Raw genomic sequence first — 18,860 nt, 5'->3', positions numbered from 1 at the left:
TGTGTCCCATCACGTCTTCAAGCGCGCCGGTGTGCTGGCCGCCACTGTCGGCATCACCGGCCTGCTCGGCGCCGGCATCGCGTCGGCCCACGTCACCGCCAACGTCTACGGCGCCCCGGCGACCCAGGGCGGGTACGGCGCGATCTTCTTCCGCGTTCCCAACGAGGACGCGAAGCTCGGCACCATCGGGCTCGAAGTGGACTTCAAGCCGGAGTACGGCATCGGCAGCGTGAGCACCAAGCCGATCCCGGGCTGGACCGCGCAGGTCACCAAGTCGACGCTCCCCCAGCCGGTGACCACCGCGTCGGGCACGAAGATCACCGAAGCCGTCACCAAGGTCGTCTGGACCGCCGACACCGGCACCAAGATCGGGCAGAACCAGTTCCAGGAGTTCGAGGTCAGCGCCGGCCCGCTGCCGGCGAACGTGGACCAGCTCGAGTTCCCCGCCATCCAGACCTACGAGGCCGGCAAGGTGGTGTCGTGGAACGAAACGGCGACCGCCGGCGGTGAGGAGCCGGAACACCCGGCGCCCACCATCAAGCTCGCCGCCAAGAGTGGCGGGGATGAACACGCCGGCATGACCGCGTCGACCACGAACGCCGAAACGCAGGCGGCCGCGGTCGATTCCTCCGACAGCACCGCCCGTTGGCTCGGCGGCGCCGGCCTCGTCGTCGGTGCGCTCGGGCTCGGCTTCGGCGTCGGAGCCATCACGCGCTCGCGGCGCACCGGAAACACCGAAGGAACCAAGTAAATGCGGAAAGCGCTCCTCGCGCTGGCAATCACCGGGGTGGCCCTGCTGGGCACGGCCACCCCGGCGCTGGCGCACAACGTGCTGATCAGTTCCGACCCGGCCGACGGCGCATCGCTGGCCACCGGTCCGGCGAAGGTCACGCTGACGTTCGACCAGTACGTGCAGAACGCCGACGTGAACCAGATCGCGGTGACCGGACCCGACGGGAACCAGTGGGCCGAAGGCCCGGTGACCGTGGAGAACAACGTGATCAGCGCACCGCTGCGGCCGCTCGGCCCGGCGGGCAAGTACACGGTCGGCTACCGGATCCTGTCGGCCGACGGGCACCCGGTGTCGGGCGAGATCCCGTTCACCCTCACCAAGGCGGGCTCGGGTACGCCGGCGAAGGTCGACGCGGCCAAGGCGTCCGGGGCACCGGCCGCCGGTACGTCGGCGACGTCCTCGACGTCCAGCTCGACCGGGATTCCCATCTGGGTCTGGATCGCGGGCGCGGTGGTGCTGCTCGCGATCGGGCTCACCGTCGCGCTGCGCACCGGGCGTGAGCCGAGCCAGGAGAAGACGAAGCAGTGACGAGAGCCGAGACCACCTCGACGGTCCGCTGGTCCACGCTGCTCTGCGTGGTCACGGCGGGCCTGCTGGGCGCGCTGATCGGCGTCGCGCTCACGGCGTCGGCACCCATCCCGGGTGTGGTGGAGCCCAGCGAGGTGGTCTCGGCCGCCATCCCGATCGTGCGCGTGCTGATGGACCTGGCCGCGGTCGCCACGATCGGGCTGGGCCTGCTTTCGGTGATGGTCGGCTACGACCGGCCGAAGCTCACCGAGCCGATCATGCGGCGGGCGCGGCCGGCCGCCGTCGCCGCCGCGTTGATCTGGTCGGCGAGCTCGGTGGTCGCGCTGATCCTGCAGACCGCGGAGTACAAGCCGGGCAAGTCGACGCTGACCGCGAGCGACATCGGCGCGTACATCGCCGAAGTCGGCGCGGGCAAGGCGCTGGTGATCGTCGCGGTGCTGGCGCTGCTGCACGCCGGGCTCGGGTTCCTCGCGCTGCGCCAGGGCGAGAAGGTGCCGGCCGAGGTGCGCGTGGGCGTGGGCATGTTCGCGCTGCTGCCGCTGCCGGTGACCGGCCACGCGTCCAACTCGTCGTGGCACGACTACACGATGATCTCGATGGAGCTGCACGTGATGAGCGCCGTCGCCTGGTGCGGCGGCCTCGGCGCGATGATCGTGCTGCTCGCGACGAACCGCACGCTGCTGGCCCACGCGCTGCCGCGGTTCTCCAAGCTGGCGACGCTGTGCCTGGCCGTCTCGGCGGTGACCGGCGTGTTCAACGGCGCCGTCGAGATCCTGGCCAACCCGACCATCAGCTTCTGGGCGGGTGTGTTCACGACGCCGTACGGGCAACTGGTGCTGCTGAAGATCGCGTGCACCGGGGCGATCGCGCTGCTCGCGGCCAACCTGCGCTGGCGGCTGATGCCGCAGATCGTGCGCCACAACCGCACGGCGATCGCGTCGTGGGCGACGCTTGAGCTCACGGTCATGGGGCTGGCGTTCGGCTTCGCCGTCGTGCTGACACGGGCGCCGGTCGCCGTCTCCTGAAGCCGATTTCCTCGAAATCCCACTGTTTCCCAGCTCGTTACCCGTTGGTTCTCACCGCACGTAGCTGCAAGTTGCACCACGGGAGTAGCAGTCCTCCGTTAGAGGCGATCGGCCGCACCGAATTTTCTACTGGCGCGGAGACCCCGCAAGCGATCTTCGGGGAAGCGACGAGTGGTCCTCTTCAGGCGTCGAATGCACGTGCAGCAGCTCATGAATGTGGCGCGGGCCACTAGTGCCGGTCAGCGGTAGCGCGTCCAGCCGGCGGCCGTGCGGCCGTGGCGGAGGTCGTCGAGACGGCGGTGCAGCTCGGGGCGCACCTGCGGGTGGCTGCGCAGGATCGGCAGCACGCTGGTGGTGAGCTTCAGCTCGCGCACGGCGCGCAGCACCGGGAAGCCCGACCAGGCCGTGACGTCGAAGCCGTACGCGCGGGAAAACTCCTCGTAGCGGCCCGGCGGGTCCCCGAACCGCTCACGGCCCACGGCCAGCGGCGTGAGATCCCACTCCGGCGGGCCGACGCAGGACGAGTCGAAGTCGCACAGCACGGGGCCGTCCGGGCCGGGAATCACGTTGCCGGGGTAGGCGTCGCCGTGGACGAAGCCCCTGGCCAGCGGGAAGTCCAGCTCGGCCAGCTGCGTCTCGACCTCGGCGCAGCGCTCCAGCAGGAACCGCCGGTCGTCGTCGGCGAGCTCCTCGGCGTCGGACACCCGGGCGCGCACCGCGTCGAACGGCGCCCACTCGGCGAGCCCGGCGGGCGGCGGCAGCGCGTGGACCCGGCGCAGCAGCCCGGCCAGGTCGGCAGGCGTGGGCGGGCGCCCGACGGACGGGACCTCGTGCCACGCCGTGACCAGGTGCGCCCCGGCGTGCATGGGCTGGCCGATGCCTTCCAGCAGGCGGATCGCGGGAATGTCATGGCGCGCGAAGTGCTCCGCGACGCACACGACCGTGCCGACGCGGTGCCGAAGCCTGGTCGAGCCGACGATCCGGACCACGACCGGGGCCGTGGCCAGCACGTACACCGCGTTGTTGGTGAACCGCAGCAGCCGCGCGCCGGCCGGGTCCAGGCCCAGCAACGCGCACGTTTCGGTCAGCGCTTCCCGCAGCTTCGCGGGCGTGAACCGGCCGCCGACGTCAGGCGGCGTAGAAGATCTTGAGCCGGTCGGCGAGATCACGGGCGTCACCGTTGTTGCGTCGACGCTCGGCCTCCACCTGCAGCGGGCGCAGGCGGTCCTTCACGCGCTCCGACTTGATGCTCTCGGCGTAGTCGATGGCCTTGCTGCCCACCTTGGCGCCGTGGTCGAGATCGCCGTCGAGCAGGTGGTTGGTGGCCAGCGCGCTGAGCATGAACGTCTTGCTGCGCGCCATGTCGTCGGTGTAGGAGTCGACGGCCCTGGTCAGGGCCGGGATGGCGTACTTGGTGTGCTCGGGGTTCTTCTGCGCCAGCACGGTGTGCACGGTGCCGGTCATCGCGTAGACGTCGGTCTCGTTGAAGAACTTCACCCACGACTCGGCGTTGGCGATGTCGGCGCGCGCGAACTCGTCCTTGCTGCGGCCGAGCAGCTTCGTGGCCTGCTCCTCGTTGCCCATCATCGCGTAGGCCCAGGCCTCGTTGGCGCAGAGCACCGCGACGGCGAGCTCGGAACCCGACTCCTGGGCGGCGATCTGGCCGAGCTGGAAGAGCTTCAGCGCGTCGTTGGGGGCGTCGTTGTGCAGGTAGACGCGGCCCATGCGGTAGAGGACGTTGGCGACGAGCGGGTGGCTGTCACCCTGCTTGGCCAGGTCGAGCGCGTTGGCGAAGTGGCCGCGGGCGGAGTCCATCAGGCCGGTGTCGAACGAGGTCCAGCCGGCGAGGCTGTGCAGGTCGGCGAGCGCGACGAACAGGCGCTGCTTCACCGCTTCGGTCGCGGTGGACTCGAGCATCTGCTGGCCCCAGGACAGCTGCGCCACCACGGCGTCGCGGCAGAACCCGCCGCCGTACTGGTAGTCGAGCGCGCGAAGCGCCCTCGTCGCCGCCTCCACCTGGCGGACGTCGGTCGTGCCGATGCGCCCGGGTGCGGGCGTTCGCGCGGGGGCCGCGGACCACGTCCCCGATTCCTGACCGAACACCGCCGCACCCATCGTGACCTGGGCGGCGTGCGCGAGGAACCTCCGTCGCTTCACGGACTCGTCCTCCTCAGCCTGCCGGCCGTCGGACGAACCGACGACCCGTATCGCCGTGGTCTCGTCGTACGCGAGACCCATGTATCCACGGGGGACACCCAGGCCGTCGGCGATTCTCGTGAGCACGTCGTAGGCCATGACCTGGCGACCCTTGAGGATCTCCGACACCTCGGACTGCGACTGGCCGGTCATCGCGGCGATCTGGCGCTGCGAGACACCGTGCTTGCGCAACAGGCGGTACACCGCGCTGACCTCCCGGGCCGCCAGCGCCGAGCGCATCTCCGGCTGTTCCCAGGCATCGGGCGGAACCGGGCTGCCCTGCCGGGCATCGGTGCCACCGGAAACACTGTCGCCAGCACTGGCGTCCATAACGACCCCTCACCGTCCGTTGGGCGTCGGAAGCAGACTAAGCACACCTCGAGAAGCATGTGAATCGAGCAGACAGTGTGTCTGATCGGCCCGGCCGAACTCCACTGACCGCTTACCGTGGAACCCCGCCCGGTCACCGCTATGACGCGGTTTCGACCTTCTATCGCACTCGGTTTCACTTCACTGTAGTTGTCAGATCTCCGTCACCGCCCGGACACCGGTAGCGATCACGGAGAGCGACGAAGACCGGGAGACCGGCGACGACGCGGATGTGCATCTCGCAAGGTGCACACAGGGACGAGAGAGCGGTGGAGGGCCAGTGGAGTTCGTTGACTCGCTCGCAGGAGGACATGCCGGGACCGCGATGCGGCCCTTGCGGCCCGCCCCGGGCGTGCCGGGAATCGCGACCGCGACCCGGCCGGTCACCCCCTCCGCCGCGGCCGACCCCCGCACCGCGGGTGTCCGTCACTACGAAGGCGGACAGCTGGTGTGGCGCGTGCAGTGCGGCGACCTCATCAGCCGCGAGCGTGCGGTGACGGTGTTCGTGGAGAACGACCAGGTCGTCGTCGTTTCGCCTCCCGGTGAGACCGCTCGCCTGACATCCGGTCAGCTCGGCCAGCTCAGGGCCGCTCTCAACGAAGCCGCCAAAATGGCGGAAAGGTAACGGTGAGCTCTCCATGGATCAGGTACTCGGGCAGGTCCTCCGCAACGCGGTCTGGGAACGCCTCGACATGCTGTCCGACCTGGCGACCCGCGCCGACGCCCAGTCGCTCGTCTCGGTGGCCCGCTCCGAACTGCCGCGCCTGACCGAAGGCTGGCGGGCGATGCTGCAGGCCCACGAGCCCGACGAGCGTGGTGACTGCCCCACGTGCTCCACCCGGTGGCACCGCTGCAAGGCGCCGTGCTCGGTGTGGCAGGTGGCGCACGAGCACCTCGTCGCCGGCGGCCTCGCTCCGCAGGCCCGCACGCAGGACGAGGGCCGTGCGAGCCGTCGCCGCGTCCCGAACCAGGCGCGGCGCGCGACGCCCGCCGAAACCACCGGCCGCCACGCGCTGGTGAACCCCCGGGCCGTCACGGCCTGATCCCGAGCAGGCGAGCGAGCGCCGGACCCGACTGCCCCGGTCGGACCGGCACCGGCACTCTCGCCGTGGCCGCGGGCTGGTTCGTCCGTCCCCCCGAGCGAGGCGAACCAGCCCCGGTTACCCCAGTCCCCATCGCGATTAATCGAAAATTATCACGGCAAGCTCTAGCGGACGGCGAAATCCGCCGCTAGGTTGAAGATCATCGCAGCCGGGCCAACTCCCTGGCTACGACCACAAACTCCGCGGGCCGGTGCCGTTGCACTCCCCTCCCCCGACCGGCACCGGCCCGCGGTTCCACTTCCCGGAGTTATCGGGTTTGCCCGATTACCACTCTGGTTACCGGACTGATCACCGCACGGCTTTCACTCGCGTGACGAGCACACCCGCGAGGACCGTCGCCAGCGCCGCCGCCCCGAACAGCGCCGGGTAGCCGCCGAGGAACTTGAGGATCAACGTCGTCAGCAGCGGTGCCACGACCTGGGGCAGCGAACCGGCGATGTTCACCACGCCGAGGTCCTTCGCCCGGTTCTGCGCGACCGGCAGCACCTGCGTGAGCATCGCCAGCGCCACGGCCATGTACACACCGAACCCGATGCCCAGCAGCGGCGAAGCGATCAGCGCCGCCGGCCACGTCTGCCACACCACCAGCAGCAGCGCGGCGATCGCCATCACGGCCGAGGACGCCAGGACGTACGGCTTGCGGCGGCCCGACTTGTCCGAGAAGTGCCCGGCCAGCACGGCGCCGATCACCAGCGCCACGCCGTAGAGGCCCATCATGATGAGCAGCCCGTCTTCCGGCGACGGGTAGTGCACCGCGTCCTTGAGGAAGAACAGCAGGAACAGCGTGCCGAACGCGTTGCCCAGGTTGATCATGAAGTGACAGCCCCAGGCCCACGCGAAGTCCGGGTGCTTGCGCGGCGACACCCACAGGTCGTTGAGGAACCGCCGGAACCGCGTGCTGGACCGGAACTCCCGGGGCAGGCGCGCGTCGGGCGTGCGGAACACGAACGCGCCGGCCCCGCCGAGCACGATCACCGCGCACACCGCGTACCCCAGCGGCAGGCCCGCCACGTCGAGCATCACCACGACCACCACGGCGCCGAGCACCGTGCCGAGCATCTGCGCGATGCCGACGAGCCCACCGACCTGCGCGCGCTGCCCGACCGGGACGCGGTCGGCGATGCCGCACATGAGCGTGGCGCCCAGCATGCCGTTGAGCCCGGCCTGCACGAGGCACCAGCCGATGGTCATCACGACGACGTTGGGCGCCTCGGCCAGCACCAGCAGCCCGGCCGCGCCGAGGACGGCACCCAGGACGGTCCACGGGTGGCGGCGGCCGAAGCGCGAGACCGTGCGGTCGGACAGCAGGCCGACCAGCGGGTTCGCGACGAGCGCCACCGCCGCGCCGACGCCCGTGACCACGCCGAACACCGTTTCCTTGTTCGCGGCGTCGAGCAGCTCGGCCTGCTGCGGCAGCAGGACCTGGATCGGCGCGTAGATCCCCAGCCACATCGCGATGTTCGCGAAGAACAGCAGGCTCATCCAGCCCGGCCGCACCCGCGCGACGGGTTCGGCCAGCGCCGCCGGAAGCCGGTTGGTGGTCGTGTCACTCATGGCGGACCAGCTTTCGGTACCAGGCGAAGGAGTCCTTCGGTGTGCGGCGCTGAGTCTCGTAGTCCACGTGCACGAGCCCGAAGCGGGGTGCGTAGCCCTTGGACCACTCGAAGTTGTCGAGCAGGGACCAGACGAAGTAGCCGCGCACGTCGACGCCGGCGTCCATCGCTTCGCGCAGGGCCCGGAGGTGGCCGTCGAGGAAGTCGATGCGTTCGGGGTCGTGGACCTGGCCGTGTTCGTCGGGTGCGTCGGCGAAGCTGCAGCCGTTTTCGGTGATGTAGACGGGCGGGAGGTGCTCTCGGTAGCGGTCTTGGAACGACACCAGCAGCTCGTGCAGGCCCTGGGGCACGATCGGCGAGTCGTTGGTGGTCACCGGGTAACCCTCGACCGGGCGCAGCTCGAACGGAAGGGGATTCCCCTCGCCGGGTGCCGCGACGCCTTGGGGCTCGTAGTAGTTGACGCCGTAGAAGTCGAGCGGCTGGTGGATCGTGGGCAGGTCTTTTTCGAAGCCGTCGGGCAGGTGCGGGTGGATCTGCGCGGGATAGCTGCCGAGCAGGACCGGGTCGGCGAAGGTGCGGTTGAGCAGGGCGTCGAGCCAGGTTTTGGCGGCTTCGGTTTCGTCGTCTTCGTCGGCGGGCCAGATGGGTGAGTGGTTGTTGGCCGTGCCGACGCTCTCGGCGCCGGCGGCCCGCAGCGCCTGCGTGGCGAGGCCGTGGGCGAGGTTCTGGTGGTGGGCCGTCGGAAGGGCGTCGAGCAGGAGGAACCGGCCGGGCGCGTACTCGCCGATGCCGTAGCCGTAGATCGACATGACCATGGGCTCGTTGAGCGGGATCCACAGTTTCACCCGGTCGGCGAAGCGTTCTCCGAGGATGGCGGCGTATTCGGCGAAGTGGTGGGCGGTGTCGCGGTTGAGCCAGCCGCCGTCGTCTTCGAGTGCCTGGGGCGTGTCCCAGTGGTACAGCGTGACGGCGGGCGCGATGCCGGCGGCGCAGACGTCGTCGATGAGCTTGTCGTAGAAGGCGAGGCCTTCGGCGTTGGGTTTGCCGGTGCCGGTCGGCTGGATGCGCGGCCAGGCGATGGACATCCGGTAGGCGCCCACCCCGAGTTCCGCCATCAGGGCGATGTCTTCGGAGTAGCGGTGGTAGTGGTCCGCCGCTACCTTGGCGTCCTCACCGCGGGCGATCTTGCCGTCGGTCGCGGTGAAGGTGTCCCAGATGGACGGTCCGCGGCCGGCTTCGGCCGTGGCGCCTTCGATCTGGAACGCCGAGGTCGAGACACCCCACAGGAATTCGGGCGGGAAGGTCGGATAGTCCACCGGCGGAACACACCTTTCTCATCCGGCCACCCGGTCGGGTGAACGTGAAAAGTTCTCATATGCTAGGTCGTCACTCGTCCAGGGGGAAGCCCACAAGGGCGCTAAAGTCCCAGATCAGACGAGTGGTTCCGCCGGCACCGGCGGAACAGGGAAGCGAGAAGGACCGAGGAACGACAGTGTCGGAGACCCAGGCGGAGACCACTCCGCTGCGGCGCAAGCCCGTGCAGCAGCGCAGCGCCAAGCGCGTGGAGCAGATGCTCGACGCCAGCGCGCAGCTCATCGACGAGCTCGGCTACGACGCGCTGACGACCACGCTGATCGCCAAACGCGCGAACGTCGCGGTGGGCTCGCTGTACCAGTTCTTCCCCGACAAGCGGGCCGTCGTCCAGGCGCTGACGCAGCGCAACCTGGAGCGTTTCGTGGCCGCGGTGAACGAGCGGCTGAAGGAGCTCAACCCCGAGCACTGGTGGAACATCGTCGACTCCGTGCTCGACATCTACCTGCGGATGCACCGCGAGGTCCCGGGCTTCTCCAAGGTCCACTTCGGTGACGTCATCGACGTCCAGCTCCTCGACGAGGAGCGCGACAACAACTCCGTGATCGTCGACTCGCTGGTGGACATCCTGCGCGTGCAGGTCGACCGCCCGGCGGACGAGCTCCGGTTCGCCATCGCCATCGCCAACGAGACCGCCGACGCACTGCTGAAGCTGGCCTTCCGCCGCGACCCGCAGGGCGACGAGCGGATCGTGGCGGAGGCCAAGCACGTGGTGAAGGGCTACTTGGCGAGCAAGTTCGGCGAGTGATGGCGGGTGGCCGTTTCGAACCACTCGAGGGCCGGCGTGAGTGGCGTTGGTGCGGCCCAGCCGTTGACGGTGGCGAGTAGCCGGAGGTAGCGGTCTCGGCGGGGGTCTTGGGCTTGCTTGATGCGCGCCAAGTCTTGCCGGGTCGGGTTGATGCGCCGGAGGGCTTGGGCGCCTTCCGGTCCCCTGGGATCTGCTTCTTGGTTGATCCCGGCCACTTCGGCGATGACGTCTTTGGCCGGGATCCGCGTGCGGGGCTGGGCGGCGGCCAGGTCGTGGAGTGCGGCGCGGAAGTCCGGGTCCTGGGTGAGCTCGGCCAGCTCGACCCAGGCGTCGACTTGGTCGGGGGTGGGCTCGTCGGGCAGCTCCGGGGTGAGGGTGCGTTTGATGCCCGCTTGCGACGCGTCGAGGCCGCCGAAGACCTCGTCGAGGAACTCACCGATCAGCTTCCGCCGCTCTTGCACCGACATCGCGGCCAGCTCATGCACCATCTCGACTTCCTCCCAGCCGACCCCGTTGCGCGCGACGGCCAGGAGAACCGCGCGCCGCAACTGGAGCACTTTGATCGTTTCGCCGATCGCCTGAGCCTCTCCGGCCGCGACCTCGCTCAGCTCGGCTTCGTGTCCGACGACGGCTCGAATGGTCTTCAGACCGACGCCCAGCGCTCTCAAAGTCCGGATCACGCCGAGCCTTTTCACGGCGTCCGGGCTGTACCGCCTACGTCCGGCTCCGTCCCGACCGTTGGTGGGGACCAGCCCGAGGTCGGAGTAGTAACGGACCGCCTTGACGGACAGCTTGGTTCGCCGGGCCAGCTCGCCGATGGAGAGAAGTTCGTCGTCTTCCACGGGGACAAGCGTGCCTGCTCCTCCGGTGGGAGGCGCAAGGGTTTCGGTTTGTCCACAGGAGTTGTCCACAACTTGTGTCCGCTGTGGACAACTCGGCTTTTGCGGCCTTGGCGCGACTTCCGGCCGGTAGAATGGGATCGGGGCGTCCCCCCGTGGTGGGCGGGGGTTTGTCTCCGCCGGGGTGGGCGGGCAACAGGGTTGTTGCTGGGGGGTTGGTCGGCGGCGCTGCGGGGCGGAGGGCTGGTACATCGGCGCGGCGGAGCGACGGCCAGCGGAGGTGTAGCCGGCGCGGAGCCAGGCGACTTTTCGGCGGCGCGGAGCGGGGCAGTTGTGGTGTTCGTGAGGTTTCAGAGCACGACCCGCAACCGGCGGGGTGGGTTCACCGGCGTGTTCGGCTTGGTGAATGGGCTCGCGAAGGCGGGGCGGCTGTCCGAGGGGCAGGAGGCGTTCCGGCGGGCCTCGAATGATTGGTACGACGCCAATTTCCCCAATCCCGCCAAGGCGGATCCCGGGGTGTACGAGCGGCCCGGTGCGGCGGCGTGGTTCAAGGTGGGGGCGGAGGAGTTCGTCGCGCGGGTTCGCGGGTACTTGGAGATCCTCGACGCGCACGGGGTCGGGTGTGAGCGCGTTGAGTCACCCGCGCCGGGGCAGGTGGTGTACGAGGACGAGTTCCAGGTCGTGGTGGTGCCGTCAGCCGAAGTTCTTGTGTTCGCCGCGGTAGGTCGGGACGGTGCGGTCGAGTTGGTCGCCTCGCAGGAGGTGGTAGGTGTCGAAGCGTTCGGCGAGTTCGCCGGCCTTGGCGTGGCGCAGCCAGACGCGGTCGCCGAGGCGCAGGGTGCGGGCGGCGGGGCCGGTGACCGGGGTTTGGACCTCGCCGGCGCCTTCGAAGCCCAGGAGTTTCAGGCCGGCCGGGAGGTAGGGCGAGGGCACGCGCGAGGCGCCCGCGGGGCCCGAGGCGATGTAGCCGCCGGCGAAGAGCGTGGCGACGTCGCGGGCCGGGCGGCGGACGACGGGCAGGGCGAAGAGCGCGGCGGGGCGCGGGTGGAAGCGGGAGTAGCCGTCGAACAGCGTCGGCGCGACGAGGCCTGAGCCGGCGGCGATTTCGGTGACGGCGGGTTCCGCGCCGGTCGTTTCGATGCTGCCGGTGCCGCCGCCGTTGACGAACTCGAGGTCGGCGATGTCGCGCACGGCGCGGACGACGGCGCCGCGGCGGCGCGAGATCTCGGCGGCCGAGCGGCGCTGCATCCAGCCGATCACGGAGTTGGACACGCCACTGCCGGCCGCGTCGCCGAGACCGGCGATCTGGCCTTCGTAGGCCATCAGGCCCTTGAGCACGAAGCCCGGCCGCGCGGCGATTTCGCGGGCGAAGGACACGGCTTGTTTCACGGTGAACACCGGCGAACGCCGTGTGCCGACGTGGACGCCGGGCAGGGGGCGCCACGACGCGTCCAATTCGAGGCACACGCGGATGTCCGGGTGGCCGTGGCCGAGGGCGGCGTCGACGAGGTCCAGGTGCTCCGCGGAATCCACCATGATCGTGATGGCCGCGCGCGCTTCGTCCGACGCGGCGAGGCGGCGCAGCGCCTCGTGGTCGGCCGTCGGGTAGGCCACGACGATGTCGCGCGAGGTGCCCTGCTCCACGTGCCACACGGCTTCGGCGAGCGAGTAGCACATCAGGCCCTCGAAGCCGTCGCGCGCGAGGACGCGTTCCAGCAGGTAGCGGCACCGGACCGACTTGCTGACCACCCGGATCGGCTTGCCGGCGGCGCGGCGCAGCAGGTCGTCCGCGTTCGCGTCGAACGCGTCGAGGTCGACGATCGCGAAGGGTGGATCGAGGTCCTTCGTCGCGAGGTCGTAGCCGTTCGGAGAGGTGGTCACGGACTTACGGTACGACAACAACGCTTGAAACGCGAATCTCATTCACTTACTGTTTCACCAGCTACCTTCAACGACACTCAGCTCAGCGACGACAAGGTGCGCGATGACTCCGTGGAGCAACTGGGCCGGCACCGCCAAGGCCTCCCCGCAACGGGTGCACCGGCCCCGCAGCACGGCCGAGATCGCCGAAGTCGTGAGCGGCATCGCCGACGCCGGGCGCCGCGTGCGGCCGTGGGGCAGCGGCCACTCCTTCACGGCCATCGCCGTCGCCCACAGCGACGCGCTCGACCTCACGCGCTGGACCGGCATCGAGACGGCCGACCTCGAAACGCACCGCGTGACCGTGCGCGCCGGAACCACGATCAAGCAGCTCAACGCCGAGCTCGACGGCCTCGGCCTGGCCATGACGAACCTCGGTGACATCGACGCACAGACCATCGCCGGAGCGATTTCCACCGGCACCCACGGCACCGGCGCGCGCTTCGGCGGCATCTCCGCGCAGATCGTCGGGCTGCAGCTCGTGCTCGCCGACGGCTCGGTCGTCACCTGCTCCGCCGACGAACGCCCGGACCTGTTCAACGCCGCCCGCGTCGGCCTCGGGGCCCTCGGCGTGATCACCACTGTCACCCTGCAGTGTGAACCCTCGTTCGTGTTGACCGCGCAGGAACGGCCCGAGCCGCTGGAGCAGGTGCTCGAAGGCTTCGACGAGTTCGCCGCCGCGTGCGACCACTTCGAGTTCTACTGGTTCCCCTACGGCAAGAACGCCCTGGTCAAGCGCAACAACCGGCAGCCGCTCGGCACCGAGCGCAAGCCCCTGTCGAAGGTGCGCCAGTTCGTGGACTACGAGCTCACGGAGAACGTTGCCTTCGGCGGCATCTGCCGGCTCGGCCGCGCCGTGCCGAAGCTCGTGCAGCCGCTCGGCGGGTTCGCCGCACAGGTGCTTTCGGCGCGCGAGTACAGCGACCTCTCGCACCGCGTGTTCGTGACGCACCGCGGCGTGCGGTTCGTCGAGTCGGAATACGCGGTTCCACGTGAATCACTGCTCGACGTGCTCGCCGAGCTGCGCGCGCTCGTGCCGCGGCTCGAGAACCCGGTGATGTTCCCCGTCGAGGTGCGCGTGGCCGCGGCCGACGACATCTGGCTGTCCACCGCGAACGGCCGCGACTCGGCCTACATCGCCATCCACCAGTTCGTCGGCATGCCCTACCGCGAGTACTTCGCGGGCTTCGAGGCGATCGTCGCCCAGGTCGGCGGCCGCCCGCACTGGGGCAAGATGCACGACCTCGACTCCCACACCCTGCGCACGCGCTACCCGCACTTCGACGATTTCCTGCGCGTGCGCAAGGAGTGCGACCCGGCCGGCACGTTCACCAACACGTACCTGGACCGGGTGCTCGGGCCGGCCTAGATCGGCTCGAACAGCGAGCTGACCGATTCGCCGTTGTGGATCCGCCGCATCGCCTCGGCCATCGCCGGCGCGATCGACAGGATCTTCAGCTTCTCGCTGCGCTCCTCGACCGCGACCGGCACCGTGTTGGTGCAGACGATCTCCAGCACGTCTTCCTGGCTGCCGATCCGGTCGATCGCCTTGTCGGCGAACAACCCGTGGGTACAGGCGACGCGGATCGTGCGCGGCTTCAGCTCCCGCAGGCGGTCGAGCAGCTCCAGCACGGTGCTGCCGCGCGCGATCTCGTCGTCGAGCACGATCACGTCGCGGCCGGTGATGTCGCCGATCACCGACGTGATCTCCACGCGGTCGTCGGCGTAGCGCTGCTTGGTGCCCGACGCGACACGCGCGCCGAGCAGCCGCGCGAAGTGCGCCGCCTCCTTCGCGTTGCCCAGGTCGGGCGAGACGACGGTGGCGTTGGACAGGTCGTACTGCCGGAAGTGGCGCGCCAGCTCGTGCAGCGCGTGCAGGTGGTCGACGGGCACCGAGAAGAAGCCGTGGACCTGCGGCGAGTGCAGCGTCATCGCGAGCACGCGGTCGGCGCCGGCGGTGACCATGAGGTCGGCCACGAGCCGGCCGCCGATGGAGATGCGCGGCGCGTCCTTCTTGTCCGAGCGCGCGTACGCGTAGTGCGGCATCACCACGGAGATGCGGGCCGCCGACGCGCCGCGCGCCGCGTCGAGCATCAGCAGCAGCTCCACCAGGTGCTCCTGCACCGGCTTCACCAGCGGCTGGATGATGAACACGTCGCGTTCGCGGCAGTTTGCCTGCAGCTGCACCTGGAGGCAGTCGTTGGCGAAACGTTCGACTTGCACCGGGAGCAGCGGCACACCGAGGTGGGTGCAGATCTCCGCCGCGAGTTCGGGATGAGCGCTACCGCTGAAAACCGCGATGTCCCGCAAGGAAGGATTCCCCGTTCGACTGGTCCGGTGGGTACGGATCCAATCCTAGAGGTGCAGGTCAGAGGGCCGAGATCGCGTCCGGGATCGTGTCCTCGCCGGAGATCAGCTCAAGGGTGCGGCGCGCGGTCGACGGCGCGTCGAGCAGGGCGACGACCACCGCGGCCACGTCTTCCCGCGGCACGGCGGCGCGGCCCGTCTTGGGGGCGATCTTGACGTTGCCGGTGCCGGACTCGTTGGTCAGCGCGCCGGGACGCAGGATCGTCCAGTCGAGATCGCGGGCCTTCAGGTCTTCCTCCGCCGCGGCCTTCGCGTGCAGGTACGCGCGGAAAACGGGGTCGAGGCCCGGTGCGTCGGGAGTGTCGGCGCCCATCGAACCGATCTGGATGAACCGCCGCACGCCCGCGCTCTGGGCCGCCTCGGCGAACAGCGCCGCGGCCGCGCGGTCGACGGTGTCCTTGCGCGCCTCGCCACTGCCCGGCCCGGCGCCCGCGGCGAACACCGCCGCGTCGGCCCCGCGGAGGACCCCGGCGACCGCGTCCACATCGGACTGCTCCAGATCGAGCACCACGGTCTCGGCGCCGGCCGCGAGCAGGTCGCCCTCGTGATCGGGGTTGCGCACGATCCCGACGGGCTGATCACCCCGCTCGGACAGCAGCTTCTCGAGACGAAGGGCGATCTGGCCGTGTCCACCGGCAATGACGACTCGCATGATCCCGACGGTAGTCCGGTCCGGGGCCCGATGCAGGTCAGTCGACGTCGGCGGGGACTTCGGCGGTGCGCAGCAGCAGGTCGTACGCCATTTCGTTGACCCAGCGCGACACGGGGTCCTCGGCGAGGAGGATGCGCTCGGTGCGGCCCTCGAGGTCGAGGTCGACCTGGGCGTGGGGGTCGGCGGTGGCGATGCCGAGCCCGTACGCGCGAGCGCGCGGCAGGCAGTTCGCCACGTAGTCTTCCGTCAGTACGGCAGGCGATGGGAGAACCATCGCGGCCTCGCCGTAACGTGCGAACGGAACCGCGGAGGCCATCGCGGTCCGCCAGTGCCGTGCGACCGCGAGGACGCCGATGATCTCGGCGGCCGGCGCGGGTGCGGTCGCAGCCAGCTCTGGCCAGGTCCAGCAGTCGACGGTGGCGCGATCGGCGACGGGACCGACACCCATCGCGATCCGCTCCGCGTGCACGTCGGTACGAAGCCGGGCGACGATGCTGACCTTGCGGCCGAGCAGGGTCGCCTCGGGCAGCACAACGCCGTTCCAGCCCAGAAGGGCCGCGGCCTTGCGCGCCAGCTCGTCGACGCTCGCGGGGAGCTCGATCGGCGGCACCACCCGGCTCGGCATCGACCGGCTGCGCTTCGCGCCGCCGGCGACCGTCGAGCGCTCGGTGTTCTGAGGTGTAGCCGCCACGAGTCCGCCTCCTTCAACAACCTGTACCCCTGTGTGCCTTGTGAAACGGGCACATGACTTGAGTACCAGTGCGGCGGCACGGGGTCTTCACGTTGCGCGAGTGGCTGCGATCGGCGGCGCTCAGCGGTCGGTGACCGGTCGGTAGGCGGTCGGTGGACTTCGGCCCGACGGTGCCGCCAAGCGAGTGAGCCGGGGATGAGTGGCGTTACGGACCGCCTACGAACGGCTACCCACGGACCGGAACGCCGCGTGGCAAAGAGTCCAGTGCGTTACGCCGTTCGGCGCAACCGGGCGGTGTTCCACTGTGGACGTCGCAGGTGGGAGGGGGTCACCCGGTTGGCGGTGACCTTCGCCGCAGCGGTGTCACACGGGCCCGGATTAGGGTTTGACGACTCGTCGAGTCCCCTCGAGTCCAGTCGCGTGAGGAGCGAGCATGACGCAGATCCGGCCCCGCCGATCGGTGCTCTACATGCCGGGCGCCAACGAACGCGCGCTCGAGAAGGCCAAGACCCTGCCGGCCGACGCGCTCGTCCTCGACCTCGAGGACGCCGTCGCGCCGGACGCGAAGGAAGCCGCGCGCGAGCGGGTGTGTGCCGCGCTCGGGAACTACGGGACGCGCGAGGTGGCCATCCGCGTCAACGGCCTCGACACCGAGTGGCACGACGCCGACCTGCGCGCCGCCTCGTCCGCCGGCCCCGCCGCCGTGGTCGTGCCGAAGGTGAACTCGGCGGGCGAGGTGCACAACATCGAGCGCGCCCTGGAGCTCGGCGGCGCGCCCGAGACGACGAAGATCTGGGCGATGCTGGAAACGCCCGTCGCGATCCTGCACGCGGAGGAGATCGCCGCCGCGTCGCCCCGGCTCACCGTGCTCGTGATGGGCACGAACGACCTGACGAAGGAGCTGCACGCCGCCTTCATCCCGGGCCGCTGGCCGCTGCTTTCCGCGTTGTCGGCCGCCGTCCTCGCCGCCCGCGCGACCGGCAAGGTCATCCTCGACGGCGTGTACAACGACGTGAAGGACGCTTCGGGTTTCGAGACCGAATGCCGCCAGGGCCGCGACTTCGGCTTCGACGGCAAGACGCTGATCCACCCGTCGCAGCTGGAGCCGTGCAACCGGATCTTCTCCCCGTCCCCCGCGGACGTCGACCACGCGCGCCGCGTGATCGCGGCCTTCGACGAGGCCCGCGCGGCCGGCCGCGGCGTGGTGACGGTGGACGGGCGGATGATCGAGAACCTCCACGTGGAGGAAGCGCAGCGGGTGCTGGCGCTGGCCGAGGCGGTCGGCAGCTGAGTCCCAGGTGGACGGTCGGTCGTCAGCCGACCGGCCAGGGTCGTTGCTCCGGCCGCAGCTCTTCGTACGCCGCGGCCGCGCGCAGGACGGCCAGGTCCGCGAAGCGGGGCCCCGCGATCTGCAGGCCGATCGGGATGCCGTCCGACGTGTAGCCGCAGTTCAGGGCGATGGCCGGCTGGCCGGACATGTTGTAGGGCATCGTGAAGGGGATGTGCTCGAAGGGGCGCGCCGGGTCGTTGGTGGGGGAAGCGGCGTCGAAGGCGGGGGCGGAGACGGCGCACACCGGCGAGAGGACGACGTCGTAGGGCGAGGTGGCGTGCAACGCCGCGGTGCTGATGCGGTCGATGCAGGCGAAGCCGCGGTAGGTGTCGAGGGCTGAGACCGAGGCGGCGGATCCGGCCCAGGTGGCGATGTAGGGCAGGACGCGGGCGCGGCGGTCTTCCGGCAGCGCCAGCAGGTCGGACCAGGCGCGGACGCGCCAGAAGACGTCGAGGCCGTCGAGGAGTTCGCGGGTGAGGAAGGGGTCGACCGGGGAGATCTCGGCGCCCGCGGATTCGAAGAGGGTGGCGGCCGCGGTGACGGCGGCGGTGATCTGCGGGTCGACGGGCAGGCCGACGCCGGGGTCGAGGTGGAGGCCGACACGCAGGCCGCGCAGCGAACCGGCCGGTGTGGCCCAGTCGAGGGTGGCCGGCGGGAGGCTGAGGTGGTCGCGGGGGTCGGGCGCGGACAGGACGCCCATCAGCAGCGCGGTGTCGGCGACGGTCCTGGTCAGCGGGCCGGCGACGCGGCCGAGGAACGGCGGGTCCACCGGCACGCGGCCGAAGCTCGGCTTCAGGCCGACGAGGCCGCACCAGCCGGCGGGCAGGCGGATGGAGCCGCCGATGTCGGTGCCGACGTGGAGGGGACCGTAGCCGGACGCGGCGGCCGCGGCGGCGCCGGCGCTGGAGCCGCCGGGCGTGCGCGAGAGGTCCCACGGGTTGCGGGTGGCGGTGTGGAAGCTGGAGAGGCCGGAGGTGAGCATGCCGTAGTCGGGCATGGTCGTTTTGGCCAGCAGCACGGCGCCGGACTCGCGGACGCGCGCGGCGGCGGGAGCGTCGGCGGCGGCCGGGGTGAGGGCCGTGGCGGCGGTGCCGAGCGGGACGGGTGTGCCGCGGGTGGCGATGTTTTCCTTCAGCGTCAAGGGAACGCCGTCGATCGGGCCCAGTGGTTCGCCGGCGTGCCAGCGGGCTTCGGACTGCTTCGCGGCGGAGCGCGCTGAAGCCGCGTCGTACGCGTACAGGGCGTGCAGCTGCGGCTCGCGCGCCTCGATGCGGGCGAGGACGGACTCGGTCGCCTCGACGGGCGACACCGTGCCCGCGCGGTAGCCCGCGACCAGGTCCACCGCGGTCAGATCGGCCAGCTCCATCGTTACCTC

Annotated in this window: 18 protein-coding genes; 8 read left to right on the top strand and 10 right to left on the bottom strand. The window is 70.3% G+C overall.

The window, feature by feature from the left end; all coding sequences use genetic code 11:
• The first annotated feature begins 1 nt into the window (after position 1).
• Genes AB0878_RS39025 through AB0878_RS39015 form a run of 3 tightly spaced genes read left to right on the top strand, consistent with a single transcriptional unit; the run spans position 2 to position 2,346 of the window.
• Positions 2–751, top strand: a complete 750-nt coding sequence (locus AB0878_RS39025) for a YcnI family protein (RefSeq protein WP_366586087.1) — start codon at positions 2–4, stop codon at positions 749–751.
• Complete coding sequence (locus tag AB0878_RS39020) at positions 752–1,321, top strand: copper resistance CopC family protein (RefSeq protein WP_366586085.1); 570 nt, start codon at positions 752–754, stop codon at positions 1,319–1,321. It abuts the gene before it with no gap.
• Entirely contained in the window at positions 1,318–2,346 is a 1,029-nt protein-coding gene (locus AB0878_RS39015) for a CopD family protein (RefSeq protein WP_366586083.1), read from the top strand. The genes AB0878_RS39020 and AB0878_RS39015 overlap by 4 nt, the downstream gene beginning before the upstream one ends.
• A 239-nt stretch (positions 2,347–2,585) precedes the next feature.
• On the opposite strand, the gene AB0878_RS39010 is transcribed toward AB0878_RS39015, so the two are convergent.
• Both AB0878_RS39010 and AB0878_RS39005 read right to left on the bottom strand, forming a co-directional pair.
• Positions 2,586–3,515 (bottom strand): aminoglycoside phosphotransferase family protein, encoded by a 930-nt coding sequence (locus tag AB0878_RS39010; RefSeq protein WP_366586081.1) that lies wholly within the window; start codon positions 3,513–3,515, stop codon positions 2,586–2,588.
• Positions 3,475–4,872 carry a helix-turn-helix transcriptional regulator gene (locus AB0878_RS39005; protein ID WP_366586079.1) on the bottom strand — a complete coding sequence of 466 codons (1,398 nt, stop codon included), beginning with the start codon at positions 4,870–4,872 and terminating at the stop codon, positions 3,475–3,477. Before AB0878_RS39005 ends, AB0878_RS39010 begins: the two co-directional genes overlap by 41 nt.
• 319 nt (positions 4,873–5,191) lie before the next feature.
• On the opposite strand from AB0878_RS39005, the gene AB0878_RS39000 reads away from it, so the two are divergent.
• The gene (locus AB0878_RS39000; protein ID WP_366586077.1) at positions 5,192–5,536 is read left to right on the top strand and encodes a hypothetical protein; all 345 of its coding nucleotides are present in this window, start codon (positions 5,192–5,194) and stop codon (positions 5,534–5,536) included.
• 13 nt (positions 5,537–5,549) lie between these two features.
• Positions 5,550–5,954 (top strand): hypothetical protein, encoded by a 405-nt coding sequence (locus AB0878_RS38995; RefSeq protein WP_360598643.1) that lies wholly within the window; start codon positions 5,550–5,552, stop codon positions 5,952–5,954.
• A gap of 348 nt (positions 5,955–6,302) precedes the next feature.
• Here AB0878_RS38995 and AB0878_RS38990 read toward each other — a convergent pair whose 3' ends face one another.
• Entirely contained in the window at positions 6,303–7,568 is a 1,266-nt protein-coding gene (locus AB0878_RS38990) for an MFS transporter (protein ID WP_366586074.1), read from the bottom strand.
• Positions 7,561–8,883 carry a GH1 family beta-glucosidase gene (locus AB0878_RS38985; RefSeq protein ID WP_366586072.1) on the bottom strand — a complete coding sequence of 441 codons (1,323 nt, stop codon included), beginning with the start codon at positions 8,881–8,883 and terminating at the stop codon, positions 7,561–7,563. The genes AB0878_RS38990 and AB0878_RS38985 overlap by 8 nt, the downstream gene beginning before the upstream one ends.
• A gap of 176 nt (positions 8,884–9,059) precedes the next feature.
• Here AB0878_RS38985 and AB0878_RS38980 point away from each other — a divergent pair, with 176 nt between their 5' ends.
• Positions 9,060–9,686, top strand: coding sequence for a TetR family transcriptional regulator (locus tag AB0878_RS38980; RefSeq protein ID WP_220245489.1), 627 nt, complete (start codon positions 9,060–9,062; stop codon positions 9,684–9,686).
• On the opposite strand, the gene AB0878_RS38975 is transcribed toward AB0878_RS38980, so the two are convergent.
• Together AB0878_RS38975 and AB0878_RS38970 are read right to left on the bottom strand one after the other, a co-directional pair.
• The gene (locus AB0878_RS38975) at positions 9,659–10,528 is read right to left on the bottom strand and encodes a MerR family transcriptional regulator (protein ID WP_366586070.1); all 870 of its coding nucleotides are present in this window, start codon (positions 10,526–10,528) and stop codon (positions 9,659–9,661) included. The genes AB0878_RS38980 and AB0878_RS38975 overlap by 28 nt on opposite strands.
• Before the next feature lie 690 nt (positions 10,529–11,218).
• On the bottom strand, positions 11,219–12,406 hold the full coding sequence (locus tag AB0878_RS38970) for an amino acid deaminase/aldolase (RefSeq protein WP_366586068.1): 1,188 nt from the start codon (positions 12,404–12,406) through the stop codon (positions 11,219–11,221).
• A 103-nt stretch (positions 12,407–12,509) separates the two neighbouring features.
• On the opposite strand from AB0878_RS38970, the gene AB0878_RS38965 reads away from it, so the two are divergent.
• Complete coding sequence (locus AB0878_RS38965) at positions 12,510–13,814, top strand: D-arabinono-1,4-lactone oxidase (protein WP_366586066.1); 1,305 nt, start codon at positions 12,510–12,512, stop codon at positions 13,812–13,814.
• On the opposite strand, the gene AB0878_RS38960 is transcribed toward AB0878_RS38965, so the two are convergent.
• The 3 genes from AB0878_RS38960 to AB0878_RS38950 are packed head-to-tail and all read right to left on the bottom strand — an operon-like array spanning position 13,811 to position 16,155.
• On the bottom strand, positions 13,811–14,755 hold the full coding sequence (locus AB0878_RS38960) for a ribose-phosphate pyrophosphokinase (RefSeq protein ID WP_366586064.1): 945 nt from the start codon (positions 14,753–14,755) through the stop codon (positions 13,811–13,813). The genes AB0878_RS38965 and AB0878_RS38960 overlap by 4 nt on opposite strands.
• 58 nt (positions 14,756–14,813) lie before the next feature.
• Positions 14,814–15,464 carry an NAD(P)H-binding protein gene (locus AB0878_RS38955; protein WP_366586062.1) on the bottom strand — a complete coding sequence of 217 codons (651 nt, stop codon included), beginning with the start codon at positions 15,462–15,464 and terminating at the stop codon, positions 14,814–14,816.
• Positions 15,465–15,501: 37 nt separating this feature from the next.
• Positions 15,502–16,155, bottom strand: coding sequence for a hypothetical protein (locus AB0878_RS38950; protein ID WP_366586060.1), 654 nt, complete (start codon positions 16,153–16,155; stop codon positions 15,502–15,504).
• A 433-nt stretch (positions 16,156–16,588) separates the two neighbouring features.
• On the opposite strand from AB0878_RS38950, the gene AB0878_RS38945 reads away from it, so the two are divergent.
• A complete protein-coding gene (locus AB0878_RS38945) occupies positions 16,589–17,446 on the top strand; it encodes a CoA ester lyase (protein WP_366586058.1) in 858 nt (285 codons plus the stop codon).
• Between the two features lie 22 nt (positions 17,447–17,468).
• On the opposite strand, the gene AB0878_RS38940 is transcribed toward AB0878_RS38945, so the two are convergent.
• Positions 17,469–18,851 (bottom strand): amidase, encoded by a 1,383-nt coding sequence (locus tag AB0878_RS38940; RefSeq protein ID WP_366586056.1) that lies wholly within the window; start codon positions 18,849–18,851, stop codon positions 17,469–17,471.
• Positions 18,852–18,860 lie beyond the last annotated feature (9 nt).

The sequence above is a fragment of the Amycolatopsis sp. NPDC047767 genome (assembly GCF_040704195.1).
In the GTDB taxonomy this organism is placed as follows: domain Bacteria; phylum Actinomycetota; class Actinomycetes; order Mycobacteriales; family Pseudonocardiaceae; genus Amycolatopsis.
Note: the sequence above shows the minus strand (reverse complement) of the source record. Positions and strands in the feature narration are given on the sequence as shown.